Here is a 21,185-nt window from a genome sequence, read left to right as displayed (position 1 = left end):
GCCGTCGTTTTTTCTATTTATAAAATGGACAGAACATATCCGCCAAAGGCTCCAAGTATAACGATAACCCAAGGTGGTGTTTTCCAAAAAGCGAGCAAGCAAAATAGAAGAGACGCAAAAACAAAATCTCCAGCGTTCATAATTGTGCTTGTCCAAATAGGGTCATAAAAAGCGGCAATTAAAATACCGACAACAGCGGCATTGACTCCAAGTAGTGCGCCTTGTATGAAAGATATTTTTCTTACACTGTTCCAAAATGGTAAAACACCAATAACGAGTAAGAAAGCAGGGAGGAAAATCGCAATTGTTGCGAGTATTGCCCCAAGCGTCCCGTTTAACACTGCTCCTATATAAGAGGCGAATGTAAATAGTGGTCCTGGTACTGCTTGTGTTAATCCGTATCCAGCTAGGAACTGTTCTTTCGTCATCATTCCGTTTTGTACGAACTCACCTTCAAGAAGGGGCAGCACGACGTGTCCTCCTCCAAATACAAGTGCGCCAGAGCGATAGAAACTGTCAAATAAAGCGATGTAATAAGAGAACGGTCTTAATATTGGTAGCAGTAGTAATAGTCCAAAGAATAAGACGAGACAAGAAACTGCTATTTTTTTTGAAATAGGTACTTTTATATTTTGAGATTGGCTAATTGGTTGGTTGCGATATAAAAACCAGCCGATAAAGCCACATATTATAATGAGGATGACTTGTGTCCAACTACTTGGCCATAATAAGGCGATTGCGGCAGTTACGATCGCAATTGTTGCACGGTTGCGATCTGGAGTTAACTTTTGCGCCATTCCCCATATGGCATGAGCGACAATAGCGACTGCTACAAGTTTTAGTCCATGAATCCAGCCAGCACTTCCAAGATCGAACTGATTAAGGAATGAGGCGAAGAAAACCAAAATAAGTACAGACGGTAAAGTGAATCCAATCCATGAAATAATAGCTCCTAAAAGCCCGCCCCTTAATAATCCAACGCCCATACCGACTTGACTGCTGGCAGGACCAGGAAGGAATTGACATAATGCTACTAAATCTCCATAGCTTCGTTCATTCATCCATTTTCTTTTTTGCACGTATTCGTGGTGGAAATAGCCGAGATGAGCGACAGGACCGCCGAATGAAGTAAGTCCTAATTTAAATGAGACGAGAAAAATCTCTAATAATGTGTGAAAGGTGTGTTTGTTTTTTTTCAAAATAACCTCCTATAATGTTTTTCTATGTGCATTATACAAGAGACGTTCAATCTATAGGAACGATTTTAATGTAAAGATTTTGTGAATCTTTTCTTTGTAATTAAAATTGAAAAAGTCATAAATGATTATGTCTAAACCATAAAGTAGTAGAAGTAGTGCTGGGAAATTTATATAAGGAGAATGCCTTATGACAACACATTTCTTTGCCAGGTTAACAGGTAAGAGGGAAGTGCCTCCTGTAAATACAGAAGCTTTTGGGGTAGCAGAGTTTATTTTTAGTGATGATTTAACGAAATTGCATTACAGAGTAATACTAAAAAATATAGAAAAGGTTACATCGTGTCAAATTCATTTAGGGAAGTCTACTCAAATTGGTCCTGTTGTTTTCTATTTGTATGGTCCACTGGAGCAAGGGATTAGCTTGAACGAGGGAAGTATTACTGGTGTAGTGAATGTAGAGGATTTTGAGGGACCTTTACAAGGGAAATCATTTGTACATTTACTTCAAGAAATTATTCAAGCAAATGTATATGTTAATGTCCATACGAAATCACAAAAAAGGGGAGAAATAAGAGGGCGAGTTAGAAAAGTAAAGAAGTAGAGGAAAAGGCTGTCCATATGTTGGAACAGCCTTTTCTCATTATATAAGGTGCTAGTTTTAGCGATTATTGTCGGTAAAACGATATATTGTGAAAACCGTTGATATAATCTGAGTTACGCCGATATATTGTGAGAATCGCTGATATAATCTGAGTTGCGCCGATATATTTTAATAATCGCTGATATAACTCATGTTACGGTCGATATTTTTAAAAACGGCCTCAATTAATTTTTAAAAGGTTGATTTTTAATAAAGAAGTCCATAACGTAAAACACTTCGTCATCAGGTATTTGTATTTCAAATGTATTTTCAATTGGTTGCAATGCTTTTTTTACTTTCATATACATCCAGTATTCATCTTGTCTTCTTTTCTCTTTATCAGGGTGAGGAAGAAGGTTTTCTCCTTTTTGAAGACGGTCAACCATACAGCTCATATGCAGAATAACACCCATTAAGCTATCAGGAGTTAGCTGTAAGGAAATTAATTCTTGAATTGTATTTAATGCGTAACGAATTGTTTTGATAAGTAATGCTCCATCGTTACGCTGCATTTGTTGTTCAAGAATATCCGCCATTTTTGCATATGTTTCTTCATACGTAATTAATTCTTGAATGGGCTGAATTGCTGTGTAGTTTACGATGTCTTGGAAATGATATGTTAAGCATGGCACTTGCACATCGAAATTCGTGACAATACAAATGATGTTACGCTCTTTTTTTATGTTCTCGATCATTTTCGTTAAATCTTTTTCATGGACGATACTAATCGGAATAATTTCAATTAAGTCTTTATCAAATCGTAAATAATTCTCTAACATTTTTTGAATAGCTAAAGCACTTCCTTCACCAGTTAAACAAGCTGTTAAAATAACAGATTTCATTGGAGAGAGAGGTTTTTTCTTTTCTTCTTGTACGTTTAAGTAAAACGGTGTTAAATTTTTTACTGTTTCATATAGCGCATCTAATGAATAACCGAGCTGAGCTTTTCGAGCTGCTTCCAGTGCATGTGGTGTGCTCGTCATCGAGAGAACACGTACAGGGATTTTAAACTCCGTTTCTAATATGTCACCGATATAAGCAAGTGACCCCATATCGACAAGTAAGAGAAGCCCATTTACATTTTGTAGTGTTTTCATATATACTTTCACACGTTCCAAGAAATCTTTCGGTGATTCATGTAACGGCATATCAATACCGGTTACTTCCTCAATGCCGAGAAGTTCGTTTGCAACGTTTGCCATTTCAGTTGCTATGCCATTACCGTGTGCTAATATTAATACTTTTACTTCTGTTTGTGAGGCAGGAATTGGATCAACAACGAAGAACATTGTTAAAAAGCCAGCTTCATCAATAGGCATTGTTATTTGTAACTCTTCTTCCAGTAGTTGAATGCCTTGCATAGCTACGGAAAAGGCTTTTTTATATTTCGTACGAATTTGATTTAATTGTGGGTGATGTATTTGTTTGCCGCTTTGTAAACGTTGTAGAGTTGTCTGTACATGTAAACTTAAAGCGAGAAATACTTTTTCATCAAACGTCTTAGATAAATGCTTTTCCGCAAGTTCCGCTATTTTTTCACATACGGAAACGATATTACGATCCACAATTTTAAAAACATTTTCATGGCTTGTTTTTTTTGATATTTGGTTAAAATATTGTACGAAAAAGCTTTGAACATCATTTTCTATTAGTAATTCTAATTCTTCCTCTTCAATACCGCGTGCTTGAAGTTCTTCGTATTTATAATCAATATAATCGTAAATAGAAGAGCGTTTTTCATCTTCTGTTTTATGATTACTCCAACCTTCATCACTTGTAAATACAAATGTTTCATTTGGTATTTGGTATAAGTGACGGCTCTTTCTTTCGATGAACAGCCCCTCTTTCATATACCAAGGTAAGTCTGTACTTGAAACATAGACAGAATCACGTTTCTTTGTTACGAATTCAGAATAGGCTTTCGCACAGGCGATCTGTACATCCGTTTTTAATTGACCGATGTTATTGGGACAATTGTAAAAGACGAAAGCACGCATTGCATTCGGACTAACGTGAATTTCTTTTCGCAGACGAATTGCTTCATTTGTAAAAAATAGTTGTAGTAAAGCAAAGCGCTCTTTATGTGTACGCTCACGAAGTGGTGGCAGCGTGATAGTCATCGGTATACGTCTTGTAAATGTTTTTAATAAAAATGAATTTGGTTCTTCTGTTGTTGCAGTAATGATTAATACTTGTGCTTTACGCTCGTTTTCTGTTTCTCCAAGGCGGCGATATACTCCGCGGTCAATAAAGGTGAAAAGCATTTCTTGGCCTTCTGGAGGCAGGCGATGTACTTCATCTAAGAAGAGAATCCCTTCATGAGCTTTTTCAATTAACCCTTTTTGATCACTTGCACCTGTGTAAGCTCCTTTTTTAATTCCAAATAACTGTCCAAGTAGTAGCTGTGGATTATTTGCATAATCAGCGCAGTTAAAGACGATAAATGGTGCATTTTTAGGAAGTTGTTCAACTTCAATTGCATATTCGTGCATTAAAGAAGCAAACATAGACTTTCCGACTCCTGTTTCTCCGAGCAGTAAAGTATGCATACCGTTTGGAGGATAGAGCATAGAAGCTTTCGCTTTTTCAATTGCGATTTTAAGGCTTGTATTTTCAATTGCAAAGGTATCTAATGAAGTCACTTCTTTTGAATGCGTTTCCAACAAAGCGTTCGTTTCTATATAAAAACGAACGGGACGCGTATTTGTTTTTAATAAACGTTTATCTTTTACAAGTTTGTTTAAGTCGCTACTTACATTGGCGCGATCTAGTTGCAGAAAGGTAGCGAGTTCTGATGCGGTTACACCTTCTGTATAATTGCCTTTTTGTATTGCGTTAAAAATGAGATCTATTCGTTTCATTTCTATTCACCTCGAAACTTCATCACTATTTAAAATTTTACACAAAAACGGGAAGGGTGGGAAGAGAAAAATAAAACAGCTTTAGCACATAGGCACTAAAGCTGTTACAATCTTGTGTCTTTCCAAAAATTTACCTTGAGATGAGAAGAAGGATTATAGGGAAGAAGTTTGTATCCTTGTGACTGTAAATAATCAATTACTTTTGGAAGTATTTGTACGGTTACACTCGAATCATGCATTAAAATGACTTCTACTTGTTCATCACTTTGATTACGTACTCTTTCGAGTATGGCAGAAGGATTGTCATAGCTTTTCCAGTCGTATGTATCGATTGTCCAATCCCACATTTTATACTGGGCCGATACAAGTGCGTCACGGTAATTCTTTTTTAAGTAAGGCATACTACCATATGGAACGCGAACGAGATGTGTATTTAATTTCGTAACTTGCTGGACAATGCTTTGTGTTTGCTCCATTTCTGCAATTAAAGTGGAAGGGTCACCAGTGTAAAGGCGTTTTACATCATGTGACATGCTGTGGAGACCGATATAATGTCCTTCTTTAATTAATCTTTGCATCGTTTTTGTGTAATGTGGCACTTTTCCGCCAATAACAAAGAAAGTTGCTTTTCCGTTCTTTTCTTTTAAGATGTTTAAAATTTGTGTAGTATATTTGTTTGGCCCGTCATCAAATGTTAAGTACGCAATTTTTTGTGTAGGAGAGGTCGTTTCAGTATTTGGATGATATTCAGCAGGAATAACAGTTGTTGCTTCAGTATTAGATGATGCGTACATAGTAATGGTCAAAAATAAAATAATACATTGCAATACTCGCTTGATCATAACATTCACCCTCAGTTTGACAATCAAGATGTAAAAAGAAAACTTGATACGTTTCTTATTATGTATATCTTTCTCCAATAGAGGAACTCTCAAACAATCTATATTTTGGAAATATAAAATAAGGAATAAAAAATAGCATCCTCTTATAAGAAAGAGGATGCTATTTGAATATTTCATAATGGTAAAGGCTATACTACAATTAGTCTTCGCGTTTTTTCACTTTTTTATAAAAGGAAATAATTGGTTTGTAGCGTTCATGTACAAGCCCGATTATTTCAGCAATGATTTCTGTGAAGAAAATCAAAGCGAAAAGAAGAATAATGGATAACCATAATGTTGCACTAGTGAAAATAATGGCATTTACACTAAAGAAAATACCGAATGCGTATATAATTAGTACCGTTTTGCGATGAGAGAATCCCATTGCAAGTAAGCGGTGATGTAAATGCGATTTATCTGGTGCTGAAATAGGTTTTTTATTTACGATACGACGGATGATTGCAAATATCGTATCAAATATAGGTACACCTAAAATGATAATTGGAACGATAAAACTGAATAACGTTACACTTTTGTATAATCCAAGTAACGATATAACAGAAATACAGTATCCTAAAAATAGTGCTCCTGTATCTCCCATGAAAATTTTTGCTGGATGGAAGTTGTAGAATAAAAATCCAATTGTACTTGCTAATATAATTAATGCAAGTGGCAATATAATAGCTGTTCCAGTACCCCATGGACTAGTGAAGGCCATATATGCTAGCGTTGCAAGTACGATAGATGAAATCCCCGCAGATAATCCATCTAAGCCGTCAATTAAGTTGATTGCATTCGTAATACCTACAAGCCAAAATACTGTAATTGGATAAGCAAGCCATCCAAGTTCAGTATCCCCAAGGAATGGGATATATAATACTTGCACTAATAATCCACTTTTTACAATCATAATGGCAACTAACAGTTGTCCACCGAATTTTACTCTCGCAGATAACTCGTACATATCATCTAAAATTCCGATGATTACAATGATAATCGCACCTAGCGTTATCGATAACATTCTTTGCTCATATAAGCCGCCAACAACAAATCCTACAGCTACACCGATAAAGATTGCTAACCCGCCAAGACGAGGCATAATCTTTTGGTGCACTTTACGTGCGTTTGGCTTATCTGTCGCTCCTATTTTAAAAGCTAATTTAATAACTAAAGGAGTAACGACGAGTACAGTGATGAAAGATGCCAAAATGGCATAAATCACTTGTGAGTCCATTAATACCCCACCCTTTATAGTCTAACGTAATTTTTTTTTGAAAATATATTTATCTGAAAATTATGATGTTTATTTACAGGCTCATAACATATGGTATCACAAAAAGATTAGAATTCAATCTTTTTTTCTTTTTACGCTTAATGGAAGCGGATAAAATATATGACAATTGTATATAGAATGTTGAATCATATGAGAAGGTTAATCGTACTAGACTTTGGAATATGACATTTCCTCTTTTTCTTCAATAGTGAATACTTTTATTTCAGTATTATAAGTGTTACACGTAGAAATGAGTAAGTCTCGTGTTAAAATGTGGGAATTTATCTGGAGTGAGCTGGTAGCTGGTTTCCCAATGATTAAGTTGCACTTTATATTATAGTGCATTTAATTTTACAAAAACTTTAAAAAGAATGAGGGAAGTAATTCATATAATGAAAAAGGAAAAGAGTTTTCTCATTTTTAATGTGAGAGGGGGAAGCACAGGGAGAATTCTATATTTCATATCTTTTCTATTGTATATTCCTGTGCGAAAAGGAAATGAAAATTACGATAGTAGGTACTGGATATGTTGGATTGATTACAGGAGTAGGATTGGCAAAGTTGGGGCATTCAGTTACATGTTTTGATATAGATGATGAGAAAATTGAACGGATAAAACAAGGGGATTTACCTATTTATGAGGTTAGATTACATGAATTAATAAATCATGCATATGAGAATAATGCTTTAACTTTCACATCAAATAAAGAAGAGGCGTTTGAGGATGTAGAGTTTATATTTATTGCAGTTGGAACACCACCTTTATTAGATGGGACGGCGGATTTAACGTATATTCAGAGTGCTTGTAATGATATTGGAGTATATGCGACGAACGATATTATTGTTGTTACGAAAAGTACAGTTCCAGTAGGTACAAATGATGTAATGAAAGGATGGATTGAGGAGGAGTTAAAGGGGAGATATACATTACATATCGTATCGAATCCAGAGTTTTTGCGTGAAGGTTCAGGTATTTATGATTTCTTTCATGGAGATCGTATTGTAATTGGAGCAGATAGTGAGGAAGTAGCAAGAAGAGTAGAGAGTTTGTATAGCGAATTACGCTTAGAAACGTATGTTACAGATATTAAAAGTGCAGAGATGATTAAATACGCGTCGAATGCCTTTTTAGCTACAAAGATTAGTTTCATTAATGAAATTTCAAATATATGTGAGAAGGTAGGCGCAAATGTACTGGATGTTGCTAAAGGGATGGGAATGGATAAGAGAATTGGTGCGTCTTTTTTAAATGCGGGCATTGGATACGGAGGGTCGTGTTTTCCGAAAGATACGAAAGCGCTGGTGCAAATTGCGGGAAATGTTGCTCATGATTTTCGTTTGTTAAAAGCGGTTATTGAAGTAAATAATAAGCAACAACTGCTATTGATTGAAAAAGCGAAAAAAGTCATGAACATGAATAAAAAGCGGATTGCAGTTCTTGGCGCATCCTTTAAACCAAATACGGATGATATTAGAGAGGCGCCATCTCTTATTATAATAGAAGCATTAATTAATATAGGTGCAGATATTGTTCTTTACGACCCAAAAGCAATTCAATATGTGAAAAATATATTTGGAGATGCTATACAATATAGCAATTGTATAGATGAATCGATTAGAGATGCGAGTGCGGTTTTTATCGTAACAGAATGGGAAGATATTCAAACTTATCCGTTAGAAAAGTACGTACAACTTATGAGGGAGCCTATTTTATTTGATGGGAGAAATTGTTATACTGATGAAGATGTTAAGAAACAAAAGATAGATTATTACTCGGTGGGAAGAAAAAGTATTTGTAATAGAAAAGTTTCTGTTATACGTTAAAAAGGGATATACTCATGCCTATTTTTATATGTCATAATAGAAGCTGTAATTAGTGAAAGAAAAGAGGCAATCACATGACTGAACGTTTAAAAGTAATGACAATTTTCGGGACACGTCCAGAAGCAATTAAAATGGCACCTCTTGTATTAGAGTTGCAAAAACACCCAGAAAAAATTGAATCGATTGTGACTGTAACAGCACAACATCGCCAAATGTTAGACCAAGTATTAAGTATCTTTGGAATTACGCCAGATTTCGATTTAAATATCATGAAAGATCGCCAAACTTTAATTGATGTTACAACGCGTGGCTTAGAAGGTTTGGATAAAGTAATGAAAGAAGCGAAGCCGGATATTGTACTTGTACATGGTGATACAACAACAACATTTATTGCAAGCTTAGCTGCTTTTTATAATCAAATTCCAGTAGGTCATGTTGAGGCGGGCCTTCGTACGTGGGATAAGTATTCTCCATACCCAGAAGAGATGAATCGTCAATTAACAGGTGTAATGGCGGATCTTCATTTCTCACCGACAGCAAAATCAGCAACGAACTTACAGAAGGAAAATAAAGATGAATCACGTATTTTCATCACAGGAAATACAGCGATTGATGCGCTGCAAACGACTGTAAAAGAAACATATAGTCATCCTGTACTAGAGAAACTTGGAAATGATCGTCTTGTACTTATGACAGCTCATCGTCGTGAAAACTTAGGTGAACCGATGCGTAACATGTTCCGTGCAATTAAGCGTCTTGTTGATAAGCATGAAGATGTACAAGTTGTATACCCTGTTCATATGAACCCTGTCGTTCGTGAAATAGCAAATGAAATTTTAGGTGAACATAACCGTATTCATTTAATTGAGCCGCTAGATGTAATTGATTTCCACAATGTTGCAGCTCGTTCATACTTAATGTTAACGGATTCTGGTGGTGTACAAGAAGAAGCTCCATCACTTGGTGTACCAGTTCTTGTTCTTCGTGATACAACAGAGCGCCCTGAAGGTATTGAAGCAGGTACGCTGAAATTAGCAGGAACAGACGAAGAGACAATCTTTAGTCTTGCTGATGAATTGTTATCAGATAAAGAAGCTCATGATAAGATGGCGAAAGCATCTAACCCTTACGGTGATGGTCGTGCATCAGAGCGTATTGTAGAAGCAATTTTACAACACTTTAATAAGTAAATAAAAAAGGCCCAATCGGATAGATTGGGCCTTTTTGCTACGGCTGATTGCGCATAATCCACTCCGCATGAGCATTTGTAGAAGGTGGCGGATCAGTTGGTGTTTTATTTTGGTTTGTTTCTTTTTTTGTTTGTTCGTTAGAATTAGAACTTGAATTTGAATCAGGATTTGAGTTGTTTTTTGTAGTTGGATTTTTTGCTTTTTCTCCTAATTCTTTTTCAATTTCGTTACGCACCATTTCTATACTGATTGGATCTGGAAGGAAGTAATAAATACCGCCTATCTTTTTATCTTCACCTTCAAGCTTTAACGTTTGCATTGTAGAAGGATCAAATCCAGAAAGTTTATTGTAAAGAGCAAGTCCGTCTGAAATAGGAATGTCGGTTTTTATATATTTTCCAACGACAGCTGTTAAATCTTTAATTTTAAATACAGTAGAAGTGGAGTTTAGTTTATGAGCAACAGCGGCTAGTAATTGTCTTTGTCTAGCAGCTCGACCATAATCGCCATTTGGATCTTGCTTTCGCATACGTACATAAGCAAGTGCTTCTTCACCGTTTAAGTTTTGCTGTCCTTGCTTAAATTGGATTTTTTTGTAGTAATCGACGTCAGATCGCTCCCAGAAATCGAAGGGTACGTCAACGGTAACGCCGCCAACAGCATCAACGATACCTTTAAAGCCTTGGAAATCAATTTTAAGATAATGGTCTACAGGAACTTTTAGAAAGCCTTCGACAGTTTTGATTGCCATTTCTTCTCCGCCGTAAGCATGGGCAGCGTTAATTTTGTCTTCTTTATTTTTGCCAACAATTTTAACTCGAGAATCACGAGGAATACTCATAAGTGAAATCTTTTGTGTTTTTGGATTGACTGTTGCAAACATTAATGAGTCTGTACGACCATTTTGACCGTCTGTCGCATAATCTTCTATACCCATAATGAGAATTGTAAAAGGTTCCTTTGTAATTTCTACATCTTTATTTCTTAAATCCGATTTTTCACGAGTAAAACCACTATACATCCCCATAAGAGAAGAGTAAGAATTTAACACATAAACTCCTATACTGCCAAATAAAAATGCGAAAATAAGGAAGAAGAAAAGTTTCCTTCTTCGCTTCTTTTTTATTCTGCTATTTTGGAGATGATAATAACGTTCTTCCATATATAATCTCCTTAGTTCGTTAGTTCATTTGTAGGGAAGTAATTCACTACATTAATCTTTGAAGGTGATAAATGGGTTATGCTTAGATAACATCTTGTTCTAAGTACAGCATATCTCCTTCTGTAATTGTACATTTCCCGTTTGTTAATTCAATCATCCAATCTGTAAATGCTTGTTTGCCGTCTTCTTCTACATACGTATCAAATGTGACATTTTCTAGATAATGTATATCTTTAATGGCATATTTTGAATTGCGTAATTCATTTTCCACTTTGCCAAGTAATGTGTAATCAATCTCGGTTTGCATCACACGCATTAGTTTTCGCTGGACAACACCGACATGATTAATGCCTTCACTTGTACATTTTCCATATGCACGAATTAATCCACCTGCGCCAAGTTTAATACCACCAAAATAGCGTGTTACGACAACAACGGTATCTTTTAGTCCACGTTTTTTAAGTACCTCTAGCATTGGTACGCCAGCTGTACCGCTAGGCTCGCCGTCATCATTTGCTTTTTGAATATGGTCTTGTTCGCCAATTAAATAAGCGGAACAATTATGTGTTGCATTCCAATGTTGTTTTTTTATTTTTTGTATAAATGCTTGAGCCTCTTCCTCAGTCATTGCTCGGCTAATATAACAAATAAATCTTGATTTTTGAATGACGATTTCGTGTTCGCCGTAGTCTTTGATTGTAAAATATTGTAATAGCACTTGTGTACGCCCCTATCTATCAAAATGACTAGTACTTTCCATTTTAAAAGCGAGCCTTTTTATATTCAAACATTTTTTCTAAATATGCTGAAGTTTTTGGTGAGTATTTTATCTTTTTGTTGTAATTTGTCGAGATGGTAGGTATAATTTCAACCGGCATTTTCATGTATGGATGCACCATTTGTAGTTTTCGTGTAAAATTAGGAAATAAAACTTTTTATAAGGCAGGTACGAAAATGAAAATAGCTATTGTTACTGATAGTACGGCATATATACCGAAGCAAATTCGTGATGAACTCAATATATATATGATTCCATTAAACGTTGTGTTTGGAACAGAATCTTATCAAGAAGAAGCTGAAATTTCAGCAGATGATTTTTATGTGAAAGTACGTGAACAAGAGGAACTTCCAAAAACTTCTCAACCAGCAATCGGAAAGTTTGTTGAGCTATATGAAGAACTAGCTAAAGATTATGATGCAGTTATTAGTATTCACCTATCAAGTGGAATTAGTGGTACATATCAAACATCAACGACAGCTGGACAGATGGTAGAGGGTATTGATGTATACACGTATGACTCTGAAATTAGTTGTGAAGTACAAGGATTTTATGTGCGTGAAGGTGCAAAGTTAGCAAGTGAAGGAAAGAACCCAAAAGAGATTATCGCTCGTTTTGATGAAATGAAGAAAACGATGGACGCCTATTTTGTAGTTGATGATTTACATCATTTACAGCGTGGTGGTCGATTGAATAGCGCGCAAGCTTTCATCGGCAGTCTGTTACAAGTGAAGCCAGTTTTATATTTTAGAGATAAAATCATTATTCCGTTTGAAAAGATTCGTACACGTAAAAAAGCATTAAAACGTATCATTGAAATTTTTGATGAGCAAGCAAGTAAAGGTGTACCTATGGAAGCAGTTATCATTCATGCGCAACGTGAAGAAGAAGCGAATGAATGGAAGAAAGAATTAGAAGCAAAATATCCTCACGTCACAATTCGTACAGGTTATTTTGGAGCTGTAATTGGTACGCACTTAGGTGAAGGTGCATTAGGTCTTGGATGGTATACGAAGTAATAAAGATATAAAAAGCTCTCTTTTTAAGAGGGTTTTTTTACGGGTATGTTACGTTTAGTTGACAAGTTAATATTTGGAAATGGTAAAATGTACGTAAAATAAAATAATGAGGAAAGTTTTATAACTTACTTTTTACAAGAAACTATATTATAATAGAAGAGAGGTGAAACATATGGAGCATAATTCTTGTTTATGTCCAAAGTTTGAGTCAGCTTTTACTCTGCTTAGTAAGAAGTGGACTGGCTTAATTATTAAATCTTTGCTTGAAGAGTCGAAACGTTTTAGAGAAATCGCAGATATTATCCCAAATATGAGCGATCGTATGTTGTCAGAGCGTTTGAAGGAATTGGAAAGCGAGGGCATTGTAGTTCGTAATGTCTATCCAGAAGTACCAGTTCGAATCGAGTATGGCTTAACTGACAAGGGAAAAGCGTTAGAAAGTGTTATGGATGAGGTCCAAAATTGGGCTGAGAAATGGATGAAGTAGCATTTCATTTGTATTCGTATATTTAATAAAACGTAAGGGATTCCTTACGTTTTTTCTTTGTTTATAGAAGTAAGGAAAGTATATAAATTTCTACACACACATACAAAAATATACGAATTTTGCACTATAGTTACATATAATATTACATTTGTTTTACAAAAACGTAACATTAGCAAAAAAAATCCCGAATTATGGTATAAATTTTATAGGTTATATACGGAAAAAGAAAAAAGAAAGCGGTGTAAAAAATAAAATGAAAAAGCTAAAAATGACATCTTGCGCATTAGTTGCAGGGTTAATGTTTTCAGGGCTAACACCAAATGTATTTGCAGAAGATAAAATTTCTGACGTGAAATCACAAATTAATACACAAAATGAAACTTTACATAAACAACAACAAGAACGTGATGAATTACAAAAACAAATGAATGACTTAAACAAAACAATTCAAGGTTTAGATAAATCTGTTCAAGAGAATGCTGCAAAGCTTGATGAAACAACGAAAAAAGTTTCTGATACTGAGCAATTAATTGAAAAGAAAAATAAAGATATTGCAGAATTACAAACAAAGATTGCAAAACGTGAAGAGCTATTAAGAAAGCGTTTAGTTGCACTTCAAGAACAACCAAATACGAACGTTGTAACAGAAGTTCTTGTAAACTCTAAAAACGTTGCAGATTTAGTTGATCGTTTAACTTCTGTTTCTAAAATTCTTGAGTCTGATGAAGATATCATGAAAACACAACAAGAAGATCAAGCTAGTGTGAAAAAAGATGTTGCAACTGTAAAAGAGAAGCAAAAAGAATTAAAAGAAGCACAAGCTCAAATTGAAACTGCTAAGAAAGAACTTGACGCTGAAAAAGAGAAAAAAGCAACAGCGGTAAACGATTTAAGCAGTAAAATGGATACAGTTGTAACTTCAATGACAAGTACGGAAGGTCAATTGAAAGAGCTTGAGAAACAAGCATTACAATTACAACGCATTGCAGAAGAAGAAGCACAAGCAAAAGCTGCACAAGAAGCTGCTGCTCAAAAACAAGCAGAGCAAGCAGAGCAAGCAGAGCAAGCAGAGCAAGCTGCTAAAGCTGCGCAAGCTCAGCCAGCACAAGCACCTGCAGAGCAAGCTGCACCAGCAAACAATGGTGGACAAGCTAAAAAAGAAGAGCCTAAAAAAGAGGAACCAAAAAAAGAAGAGCCTAAGAAAGAAGCACCTAAACAAGAAGAGAAAAAGCCAGCTTCAAATGTGGGTGGCGTAATTGGTAAAGCGCAAAGCTACTTAGGTTTACCATATGTTTGGGGTAGTGCATCTCCATCAAACGGTGGTTTTGACTGTAGTGGATTCATTTCTTACATTTTTGGTGTAGGTCGTCAAGACGTTAATGGTTACTGGAACTCAGTTTCTAAAGTAAGTAGCCCACAACCAGGAGACTTAGTATTCTTCCAAGGTACTTACAAAGCAGGCCCATCTCACATCGGTATTTACGTTGGTAATGGCCAAATGATCCATGCTAGTGATAAAGGAATTGCGTACGGTGATATTAACAGTTCGTATAACAAAAAACATTTCTTAGGATACGGTCGATTCTAGGATTTATAAAAGAATAAAACATGTGTATAAAGTCGATAGCTTACTATTCTATAAGTAGGTTATCGGCTTTTTTGAGTTTTTACGAGATGATGAGAAAGGTTTATAGTAGTGCTGGAGGTGATTGTTGATGCTAGCGGGGAAACAGTTGCTATTAGACGAACTTTCTTCAGATTTACAGAGGGAATTAAATGATTTGAAAAAGAAGGGAGAGGTCGTGTGTGTACAAGGTGTAAAAAAGAAGGCTTCTAAATATGTATGTCAGCGCTGTGGAAATATAGAGCAGCGACTATTTGCGTCGTTTTTATGTAAAACGTGTAGTAAAGTGTGCACATATTGCCGAAAGTGTATAACGATGGGGAGGGTAAGTGAATGTGCTGTACTTGTTCGCGGGATTGGTGAAAGAAAGAGAGAAAAGAATTTAAACTTGTTACAGTGGAACGGGACGTTGTCTGCTGGACAAGATTTTGCGGCGCAAGGAGTTATAGAGGCCATTAAGCAAAAAGAATCCTTTTTTATTTGGGCTGTATGCGGGGCTGGGAAAACAGAGATGTTGTTTTACGGAATTAACGAAGCGCTTCAAAAAGGGGAAAGAGTTTGTATCGCAACGCCGAGAACGGATGTTGTTCTAGAATTAGCACCGAGATTGCAAGAAGTATTTCCATATATAAAGGTAGCGGCTTTATATGGAGGGAGTGTGGATAAAGAAAAAGATGCAGTACTAGTGGTTGCGACTACGCATCAGTTATTACGTTATTATAGGGCATTCCATGTCATGGTTGTAGATGAAATAGATGCTTTTCCATATTGTGTAGATCAAATGTTACAGTACGCGGTAAAACAAGCGATGAAAGAAAGAGCGGCGCGTATTTATTTAACTGCGACTCCAGATGAAACGTGGAAGCGAAAACTTAGAAAAGGTAAACAAAAAGGTGTTATTGTTTCTGGACGATATCACCGTCATCCCTTGCCAGTTCCTTTATTTTGTTGGTGCGGGAATTGGAAAAAAAACCTCATTCATAAAAGAATTCCTCGAGTTTTACTACAGTGGTTACAAACATACTTAAATAAAAAATTCCCTATTTTTTTATTCGTCCCCCATGTGCGATATATAGAAGAAATAAGCTTGTTGTTAAAACCATTAAACAATCGAATTGAAGGTGTACATGCAGAAGATCCGGGGAGAAAAGAAAAAATAGCGGCTTTCAGAAACGGAGAAATCCCATTATTAGTTACAACGACAATTTTAGAGCGAGGCGTAACGGTGAAAAATTTGCAAGTCGCAGTTTTAGGGGCGGAAGAAGAAATATTCTCAGAAAGTGCACTCGTACAAATTGCGGGTCGAGCAGGGCGGAGCTCTGAAGCGCCGTATGGAGAGGTTATTTATTTTCACTATGGTAAGACAGAAGCGATGGTGCGCGCGAAAAAACATATTCAAGGTATGAATAAAAATGCGGAAGAACAAGGATTGATTGATTAATGCATTGTTTACTTTGTGATGAGTGTTTTGTAGAAAAGGTTAGTTGGTACAATTTTTTTGTAAAGTGTCATAGAAAATATATATGTGATAGATGTGAACAGAAACTTTCCTATATTATAGGAGAAATTTGCATGGAATGTGGGCGACCTTTAGAATTTGTTTCTACCTCATTTCAAGAAGACGGTATTTGTATAGATTGTATAAGGTGGATGAAAGAGGAGAAGTATCGTTCTTTTAAAAACCGTTCGTTATACATGTATGATGATGGGATGAAAGAAATAGTAGCGCAGTTTAAGTTTCGGGGGGATGCAGAGTTAGTTCGCATTTTTTATCGCCCGTTTCGAAATTTATTTCAAAATTATTTTGCCAATGTTTCAACCGTTATAGCTGTTCCGCTTAGTAAGGAAAGGGAAGTTGAACGTGGTTTTAATCAAGCTGAGTTATTAGCAACTTGTTTGCCTGTCAAAATTTCTTATCCATCATTAAGAAGAAGGGAAACAGAAAAGCAAAGTAAGAAGACACGTAAAGAAAGGGTGTCAGGAAGCAATCCTTTTTATTTTCAGGGAGAAGAGATGTTTTCTGGACAACATATTTTACTCGTTGATGACGTGTATACGACAGGAATTACAGTTAGGCAAATCGGAAGTTTGTTATATGAGAGAGGGGCAAGGGAAGTATCTAGTTTGACACTTTGTAGAAGTTAATATGGCAGTGTCGAAAGGGATAATAAAAAGGCGATAAGTCTTCTTTGACTTCATATGTTGTCATTCGTTATAGTCAAAATATGGGGCGAATGCCCTGATTTTTAGAGTGAAGGGAATGGAATGAACATGCAAGGAAGAGTGAAATGGTTCAATGCAGAAAAGGGATTTGGGTTTATTGAGCGTGAAGATGGTGACGATGTATTTGTCCATTTTTCTGCTATTCAACAAGATGGGTTTAAGTCATTAGAAGAAGGGCAACAAGTAGAGTTTGACATTGTAGATGGAGCACGTGGACCACAAGCAGCTAATGTTGTGAAACTGTAGGGGATATTGTTTTTGGAAGAGAAAGCTGCGTTTGTGGCAACGTTATATATATGTAGTAGAACCTCTTGTTTTTCGCAAGGGGTTTTTGTTATAGGGTAAGTTGTCAAAAAGTTGTTTCTTTTCTGTAACGAATTGTCCACAGAAATATTCGTTATTCACGATGTTAATAGGATAAAATAAAGATAGAAACGATGCATCTTTTCATTTCAACAAAAAACGATAAAAAAATCGCAATTCCACTAATTTTTTTAAAAAAGTTAGAAGGAGTTTTTAAGCCAATGTCGAAATTATAGTACATAGGCTTGAAAGGAGGAATTCATCTATGAAATTCAACATTCGTGGTGAAAATATTGAAGTAACTCCAGCATTAAAGGAATATGTAGAGAAAAAACTAAGTAAGTTAGAGCGTTATTTTGATACATTCCCAGAGATTAAAGTTAATTTAAAAGTATACTCTGACAAGCAACGTGTCGAGGTAACAATCCCATTTACTGATTTATTACTTCGTGCAGAAGAAACTAATAGCGATATGTACGCTGCTATCGATTTAGTAGTTGATAAAATTGAGAGACAAATTCGTAAACATAAAACAAAAGTAAATCGTAAGTTACGTGAGAAAGGTTCTATGAAAACGAACTTTATCCTTCCAGAAGCAGTAGCTGTTTTGGATGAGGTAGAAGAAGATGAATTAGAACTTGTACGTACAAAACGATTCGACTTAAAACCGATGGACGTTGAAGAGGCAATCCTACAAATGGATATGCTAGGACATAATTTCTTCGTCTTCACAAATGCTGATACAAATGAAACTAATGTTGTATATGGCCGTAAAGATGGGAAATACGGTTTAATCGAAACTAAATAATAATTCGAAAGCGCAGCCGAAATGGCTGCGCTTTTTTTGCTGAAAATAGATTTTTAAAAAACTTTTCTTAATTTAGAACGAGACATTCGGCCGATTGTTGTCATAGTTATAAGACAAGTGTTACAATTATCATTAGGTATATACATTTTAGTTTTTTTAATTAGGAGAAAAATTGGCATAACATACATTTGATTGTTATAACGACTGATTGTAATAGAGAAAAAGAAAACAATCGGAAGTTTTATTTTAATAAAAAGAGGAGCGTATTTCCTATGATCGGTATTTTAAAAAAGGTGTTTGATGTAAACCAACGCCAAATTAAACGTATGCAGAAAACAGTTGAGCAAATTGATGCATTAGAGTCATCTATTAAGCCACTAACTGATGAACAATTAAAAGGAAAGACGCTTGAATTTAAAGAACGTCTAACAAAAGGTGAAACAGTAGATGATCTACTACCTGAAGCTTTCGCGGTTGTTCGCGAAGCGGCAACTCGTGTTCTTGGAATGCGTCCATATGGCGTACAGTTAATGGGTGGTATTGCCTTACATGAAGGGAATATTTCTGAGATGAAAACGGGTGAAGGTAAAACGTTAACGTCTACATTACCTGTATATTTAAATGCTTTAACAGGAAAAGGTGTTCACGTTGTTACAGTCAATGAATACTTAGCACAACGTGATGCGAATGAAATGGGACAACTTCATGAGTTCCTAGGCTTAACAGTAGGAATTAACTTAAATAGTATGTCACGCGAAGAGAAACAAGAGGCTTATGCTGCTGATATTACGTATAGCACAAATAATGAGCTTGGATTCGATTACTTACGTGATAACATGGTTTTATATAAAGAGCAGTGCGTTCAACGTCCACTTCACTTTGCTATTATCGATGAAGTCGATTCTATTTTAGTCGATGAAGCACGTACGCCGCTTATTATTTCAGGACAAGCTCAAAAATCAACAGAGCTATACATGTTTGCAAATGCATTTGTTCGTACGTTAGAAAATGAAAAAGATTATTCATTTGATGTGAAAACGAAAAATGTAATGCTAACAGAAGATGGTATTACGAAAGCAGAGAAAGCTTTCCATATTGAAAACTTATTCGATTTAAAACATGTAGCACTTCTTCACCATATTAATCAGGGGCTTCGTGCACACGTTGTTATGCATCGTGATACAGATTATGTTGTACAAGAAGGCGAAATCGTAATTGTAGACCAATTCACTGGTCGTCTTATGAAAGGTCGTCGTTATAGCGAAGGATTACACCAAGCGATTGAAGCAAAAGAAGGTGTAGAAATTCAAAATGAAAGCATGACGCTTGCAACAATTACATTCCAGAACTACTTCCGTATGTATGAAAAATTATCTGGTATGACTGGTACAGCGAAAACAGAGGAAGAGGAATTCCGTAACATTTACAATATGAACGTTATTGTAATTCCGACAAACAAACCGATTATTCGTGATGATCGTGCCGATTTAATCTTTAAATCAATGGAAGGTAAATTCAATGCTGTTGTTGAGGATATTGTAAATCGTCATAAACAAGGGCAACCTGTTCTTGTAGGTACAGTTGCAATTGAAACTTCAGAGCTTATTTCAAAAATGTTAACGCGTAAAGGTGTACGTCATAACATCTTAAATGCGAAAAACCATGCACGTGAAGCTGATATTATTGCGGAAGCAGGTATGAAAGGTGCTGTAACGATTGCAACGAATATGGCTGGTCGTGGTACAGATATTAAGCTTGGAGATGATGTAAAAATCTTCGGTCTAGCAGTTATCGGTACAGAACGACATGAAAGCCGTCGTATTGATAATCAGTTACGTGGTCGTGCCGGTCGTCAAGGGGACCCTGGTGTGACGCAGTTCTACTTATCAATGGAAGATGAATTAATGCGCAGATTTGGTTCAGATAATATGAAAGCAATGATGGACCGCCTTGGTATGGATGATTCACAGCCGATTGAAAGTAAAATGGTTTCTCGTGCGGTAGAATCTGCACAAAAACGTGTTGAAGGAAATAACTATGATGCACGTAAGCAGTTATTACAATACGATGATGTACTTCGTCAGCAACGTGAAGTTATTTATAAGCAACGTCAAGAGGTTATGGAATCGGAAAACTTACGTGGCATTATTGAAGGTATGATGAAATCTACAGTAGAACGTGCTGTTGCGCTTCATACACAAGAGGAAATTGAAGAAGATTGGAACATTAAAGGTCTTGTTGACTACTTAAATACAAACCTTCTTCAAGACGGAGATGTAAAAGAAGAAGAATTACGTCGCCTTGCTCCTGAGGAAATGAGCGAACCGATTATGGCGAAATTAATAGAGCGTTACAATGACAAAGAAAAGCTTATGCCAGAAGAGCAAATGCGTGAGTTTGAGAAAGTTGTTGTATTCCGCGTTGTAGATACGAAATGGACAGAGCATATTGATGCGATGGATCACCTTCGTGAAGGTATTCATTTACGTGCTTACGGTCAAATCGATCCACTTCGTGAGTACCAAATGGAAGGGTTCGCGATGTTCGAGTCAATGGTTGCTTCTATTGAAGAGGAAATTTCTCGTTACATTATGAAAGCTGAAATTGAACAAAACTTAGAACGTCAAGAAGTTGTTCAAGGTGAAGCTGTTCATCCTTCTAGCGATGGCGAAGAAGCAAAGAAAAAGCCAGTTGTAAAAGGTGACCAAGTGGGCCGCAACGATTTATGTAAATGTGGTAGCGGTAAAAAATATAAAAACTGCTGTGGTATCGTTCAGTAATATAGGACGGTAGCTTTGGCTGTTTTGCAAACTTTTATATCAAAAATGTATAATTAAGAAGGATTAAACTCTCTCCGTAATAAGTGGAGAGAGTTTCCCTTGTTTTCATACGAAAGTAACAGCAATTACATAG

17 protein-coding genes are annotated in these 21,185 nt (G+C 36.0%); 11 read left to right on the top strand and 6 right to left on the bottom strand.

All coding sequences use genetic code 11. The features are described 5' to 3' along the window. Positions 1-17: 17 nt before the first annotated feature. Positions 18-1,199, bottom strand: coding sequence for a chromate transporter (locus tag BAQ53_RS24580; RefSeq protein WP_131250623.1), 1,182 nt, complete (start codon positions 1,197-1,199; stop codon positions 18-20). Between the two features lie 187 nt (positions 1,200-1,386). On the opposite strand from BAQ53_RS24580, the gene exsM reads away from it, so the two are divergent. Beyond that, positions 1,387-1,800: an exosporium regulatory protein ExsM gene (gene exsM, locus BAQ53_RS24575; RefSeq protein WP_000207045.1), complete on the top strand. Its 414-nt coding sequence runs from the start codon at positions 1,387-1,389 to the stop codon at positions 1,798-1,800. A gap of 224 nt (positions 1,801-2,024) precedes the next feature. On the opposite strand, the gene BAQ53_RS24570 is transcribed toward exsM, so the two are convergent. The 3 genes from BAQ53_RS24570 to BAQ53_RS24560 all read right to left on the bottom strand — a co-directional run bounded on the left by BAQ53_RS24570 (position 2,025) and on the right by BAQ53_RS24560 (position 6,815). After that, entirely contained in the window at positions 2,025-4,700 is a 2,676-nt protein-coding gene (locus BAQ53_RS24570) for a sigma-54-dependent transcriptional regulator (RefSeq protein WP_208906330.1), read from the bottom strand. Positions 4,701-4,804: 104 nt separating this feature from the next. Then, positions 4,805-5,542 carry a polysaccharide deacetylase family protein gene (locus BAQ53_RS24565; protein ID WP_000597185.1) on the bottom strand — a complete coding sequence of 246 codons (738 nt, stop codon included), beginning with the start codon at positions 5,540-5,542 and terminating at the stop codon, positions 4,805-4,807. 199 nt (positions 5,543-5,741) lie between these two features. Continuing rightward, positions 5,742-6,815 carry a UDP-N-acetylglucosamine--undecaprenyl-phosphate N-acetylglucosaminephosphotransferase TagO gene (locus BAQ53_RS24560; protein ID WP_000378319.1) on the bottom strand — a complete coding sequence of 358 codons (1,074 nt, stop codon included), beginning with the start codon at positions 6,813-6,815 and terminating at the stop codon, positions 5,742-5,744. A gap of 537 nt (positions 6,816-7,352) precedes the next feature. Here BAQ53_RS24560 and BAQ53_RS24555 point away from each other — a divergent pair. Then, the gene (locus BAQ53_RS24555; RefSeq protein ID WP_000704922.1) at positions 7,353-8,678 is read left to right on the top strand and encodes a UDP-glucose dehydrogenase family protein; all 1,326 of its coding nucleotides are present in this window, start codon (positions 7,353-7,355) and stop codon (positions 8,676-8,678) included. A gap of 74 nt (positions 8,679-8,752) precedes the next feature. Further along, positions 8,753-9,868, top strand: coding sequence for a non-hydrolyzing UDP-N-acetylglucosamine 2-epimerase (wecB, locus tag BAQ53_RS24550; RefSeq protein ID WP_061884757.1), 1,116 nt, complete (start codon positions 8,753-8,755; stop codon positions 9,866-9,868). Between the two features lie 37 nt (positions 9,869-9,905). Here the strand turns inward: wecB and BAQ53_RS24545 are convergent, their stop codons facing one another. Together BAQ53_RS24545 and BAQ53_RS24540 are read right to left on the bottom strand one after the other, a co-directional pair. Further along, positions 9,906-11,030, bottom strand: coding sequence for an LCP family protein (locus BAQ53_RS24545; RefSeq protein ID WP_208906329.1), 1,125 nt, complete (start codon positions 11,028-11,030; stop codon positions 9,906-9,908). Between the two features lie 82 nt (positions 11,031-11,112). Continuing rightward, entirely contained in the window at positions 11,113-11,748 is a 636-nt protein-coding gene (locus BAQ53_RS24540) for a YigZ family protein (protein WP_208906328.1), read from the bottom strand. Between the two features lie 236 nt (positions 11,749-11,984). Here BAQ53_RS24540 and BAQ53_RS24535 point away from each other — a divergent pair, with 236 nt between their 5' ends. From BAQ53_RS24535 to secA, 8 genes are all read left to right on the top strand, one after another. After that, the gene (locus BAQ53_RS24535) at positions 11,985-12,827 is read left to right on the top strand and encodes a DegV family protein (RefSeq protein WP_000684725.1); all 843 of its coding nucleotides are present in this window, start codon (positions 11,985-11,987) and stop codon (positions 12,825-12,827) included. A 172-nt stretch (positions 12,828-12,999) separates the two neighbouring features. Then, positions 13,000-13,314: a winged helix-turn-helix transcriptional regulator gene (locus tag BAQ53_RS24530; protein WP_000400857.1), complete on the top strand. Its 315-nt coding sequence runs from the start codon at positions 13,000-13,002 to the stop codon at positions 13,312-13,314. 148 nt (positions 13,315-13,462) lie between these two features. Beyond that, a complete protein-coding gene (locus BAQ53_RS24525) occupies positions 13,463-14,902 on the top strand; it encodes a C40 family peptidase (protein ID WP_208906327.1) in 1,440 nt (479 codons plus the stop codon). A gap of 127 nt (positions 14,903-15,029) precedes the next feature. Further along, positions 15,030-16,379 (top strand): ATP-dependent helicase ComFA, encoded by a 1,350-nt coding sequence (comFA, locus tag BAQ53_RS24520; RefSeq protein ID WP_000879412.1) that lies wholly within the window; start codon positions 15,030-15,032, stop codon positions 16,377-16,379. Continuing rightward, positions 16,379-17,083, top strand: coding sequence for a ComFC family protein (locus tag BAQ53_RS24515; RefSeq protein ID WP_033690030.1), 705 nt, complete (start codon positions 16,379-16,381; stop codon positions 17,081-17,083). Before comFA ends, BAQ53_RS24515 begins: the two co-directional genes overlap by 1 nt. Positions 17,084-17,209: 126 nt before the next feature. Next, positions 17,210-17,407 (top strand): cold shock protein CspC, encoded by a 198-nt coding sequence (gene cspC, locus BAQ53_RS24510; protein ID WP_003303412.1) that lies wholly within the window; start codon positions 17,210-17,212, stop codon positions 17,405-17,407. A 322-nt stretch (positions 17,408-17,729) separates the two neighbouring features. Next, positions 17,730-18,272 (top strand): ribosome hibernation-promoting factor, HPF/YfiA family, encoded by a 543-nt coding sequence (gene hpf / locus BAQ53_RS24505; RefSeq protein ID WP_000671186.1) that lies wholly within the window; start codon positions 17,730-17,732, stop codon positions 18,270-18,272. A 272-nt stretch (positions 18,273-18,544) separates the two neighbouring features. Further along, positions 18,545-21,052, top strand: coding sequence for a preprotein translocase subunit SecA (secA, locus tag BAQ53_RS24500; protein ID WP_000579370.1), 2,508 nt, complete (start codon positions 18,545-18,547; stop codon positions 21,050-21,052). Positions 21,053-21,185: the final 133 nt, after the last annotated feature.

Source organism: Bacillus sp. B25(2016b) (assembly GCF_001679765.1).
Taxonomy (GTDB): domain Bacteria; phylum Bacillota; class Bacilli; order Bacillales; family Bacillaceae_G; genus Bacillus_A; species Bacillus_A thuringiensis_K.
This window is presented reverse-complemented; position numbering and strand designations above follow the sequence as displayed.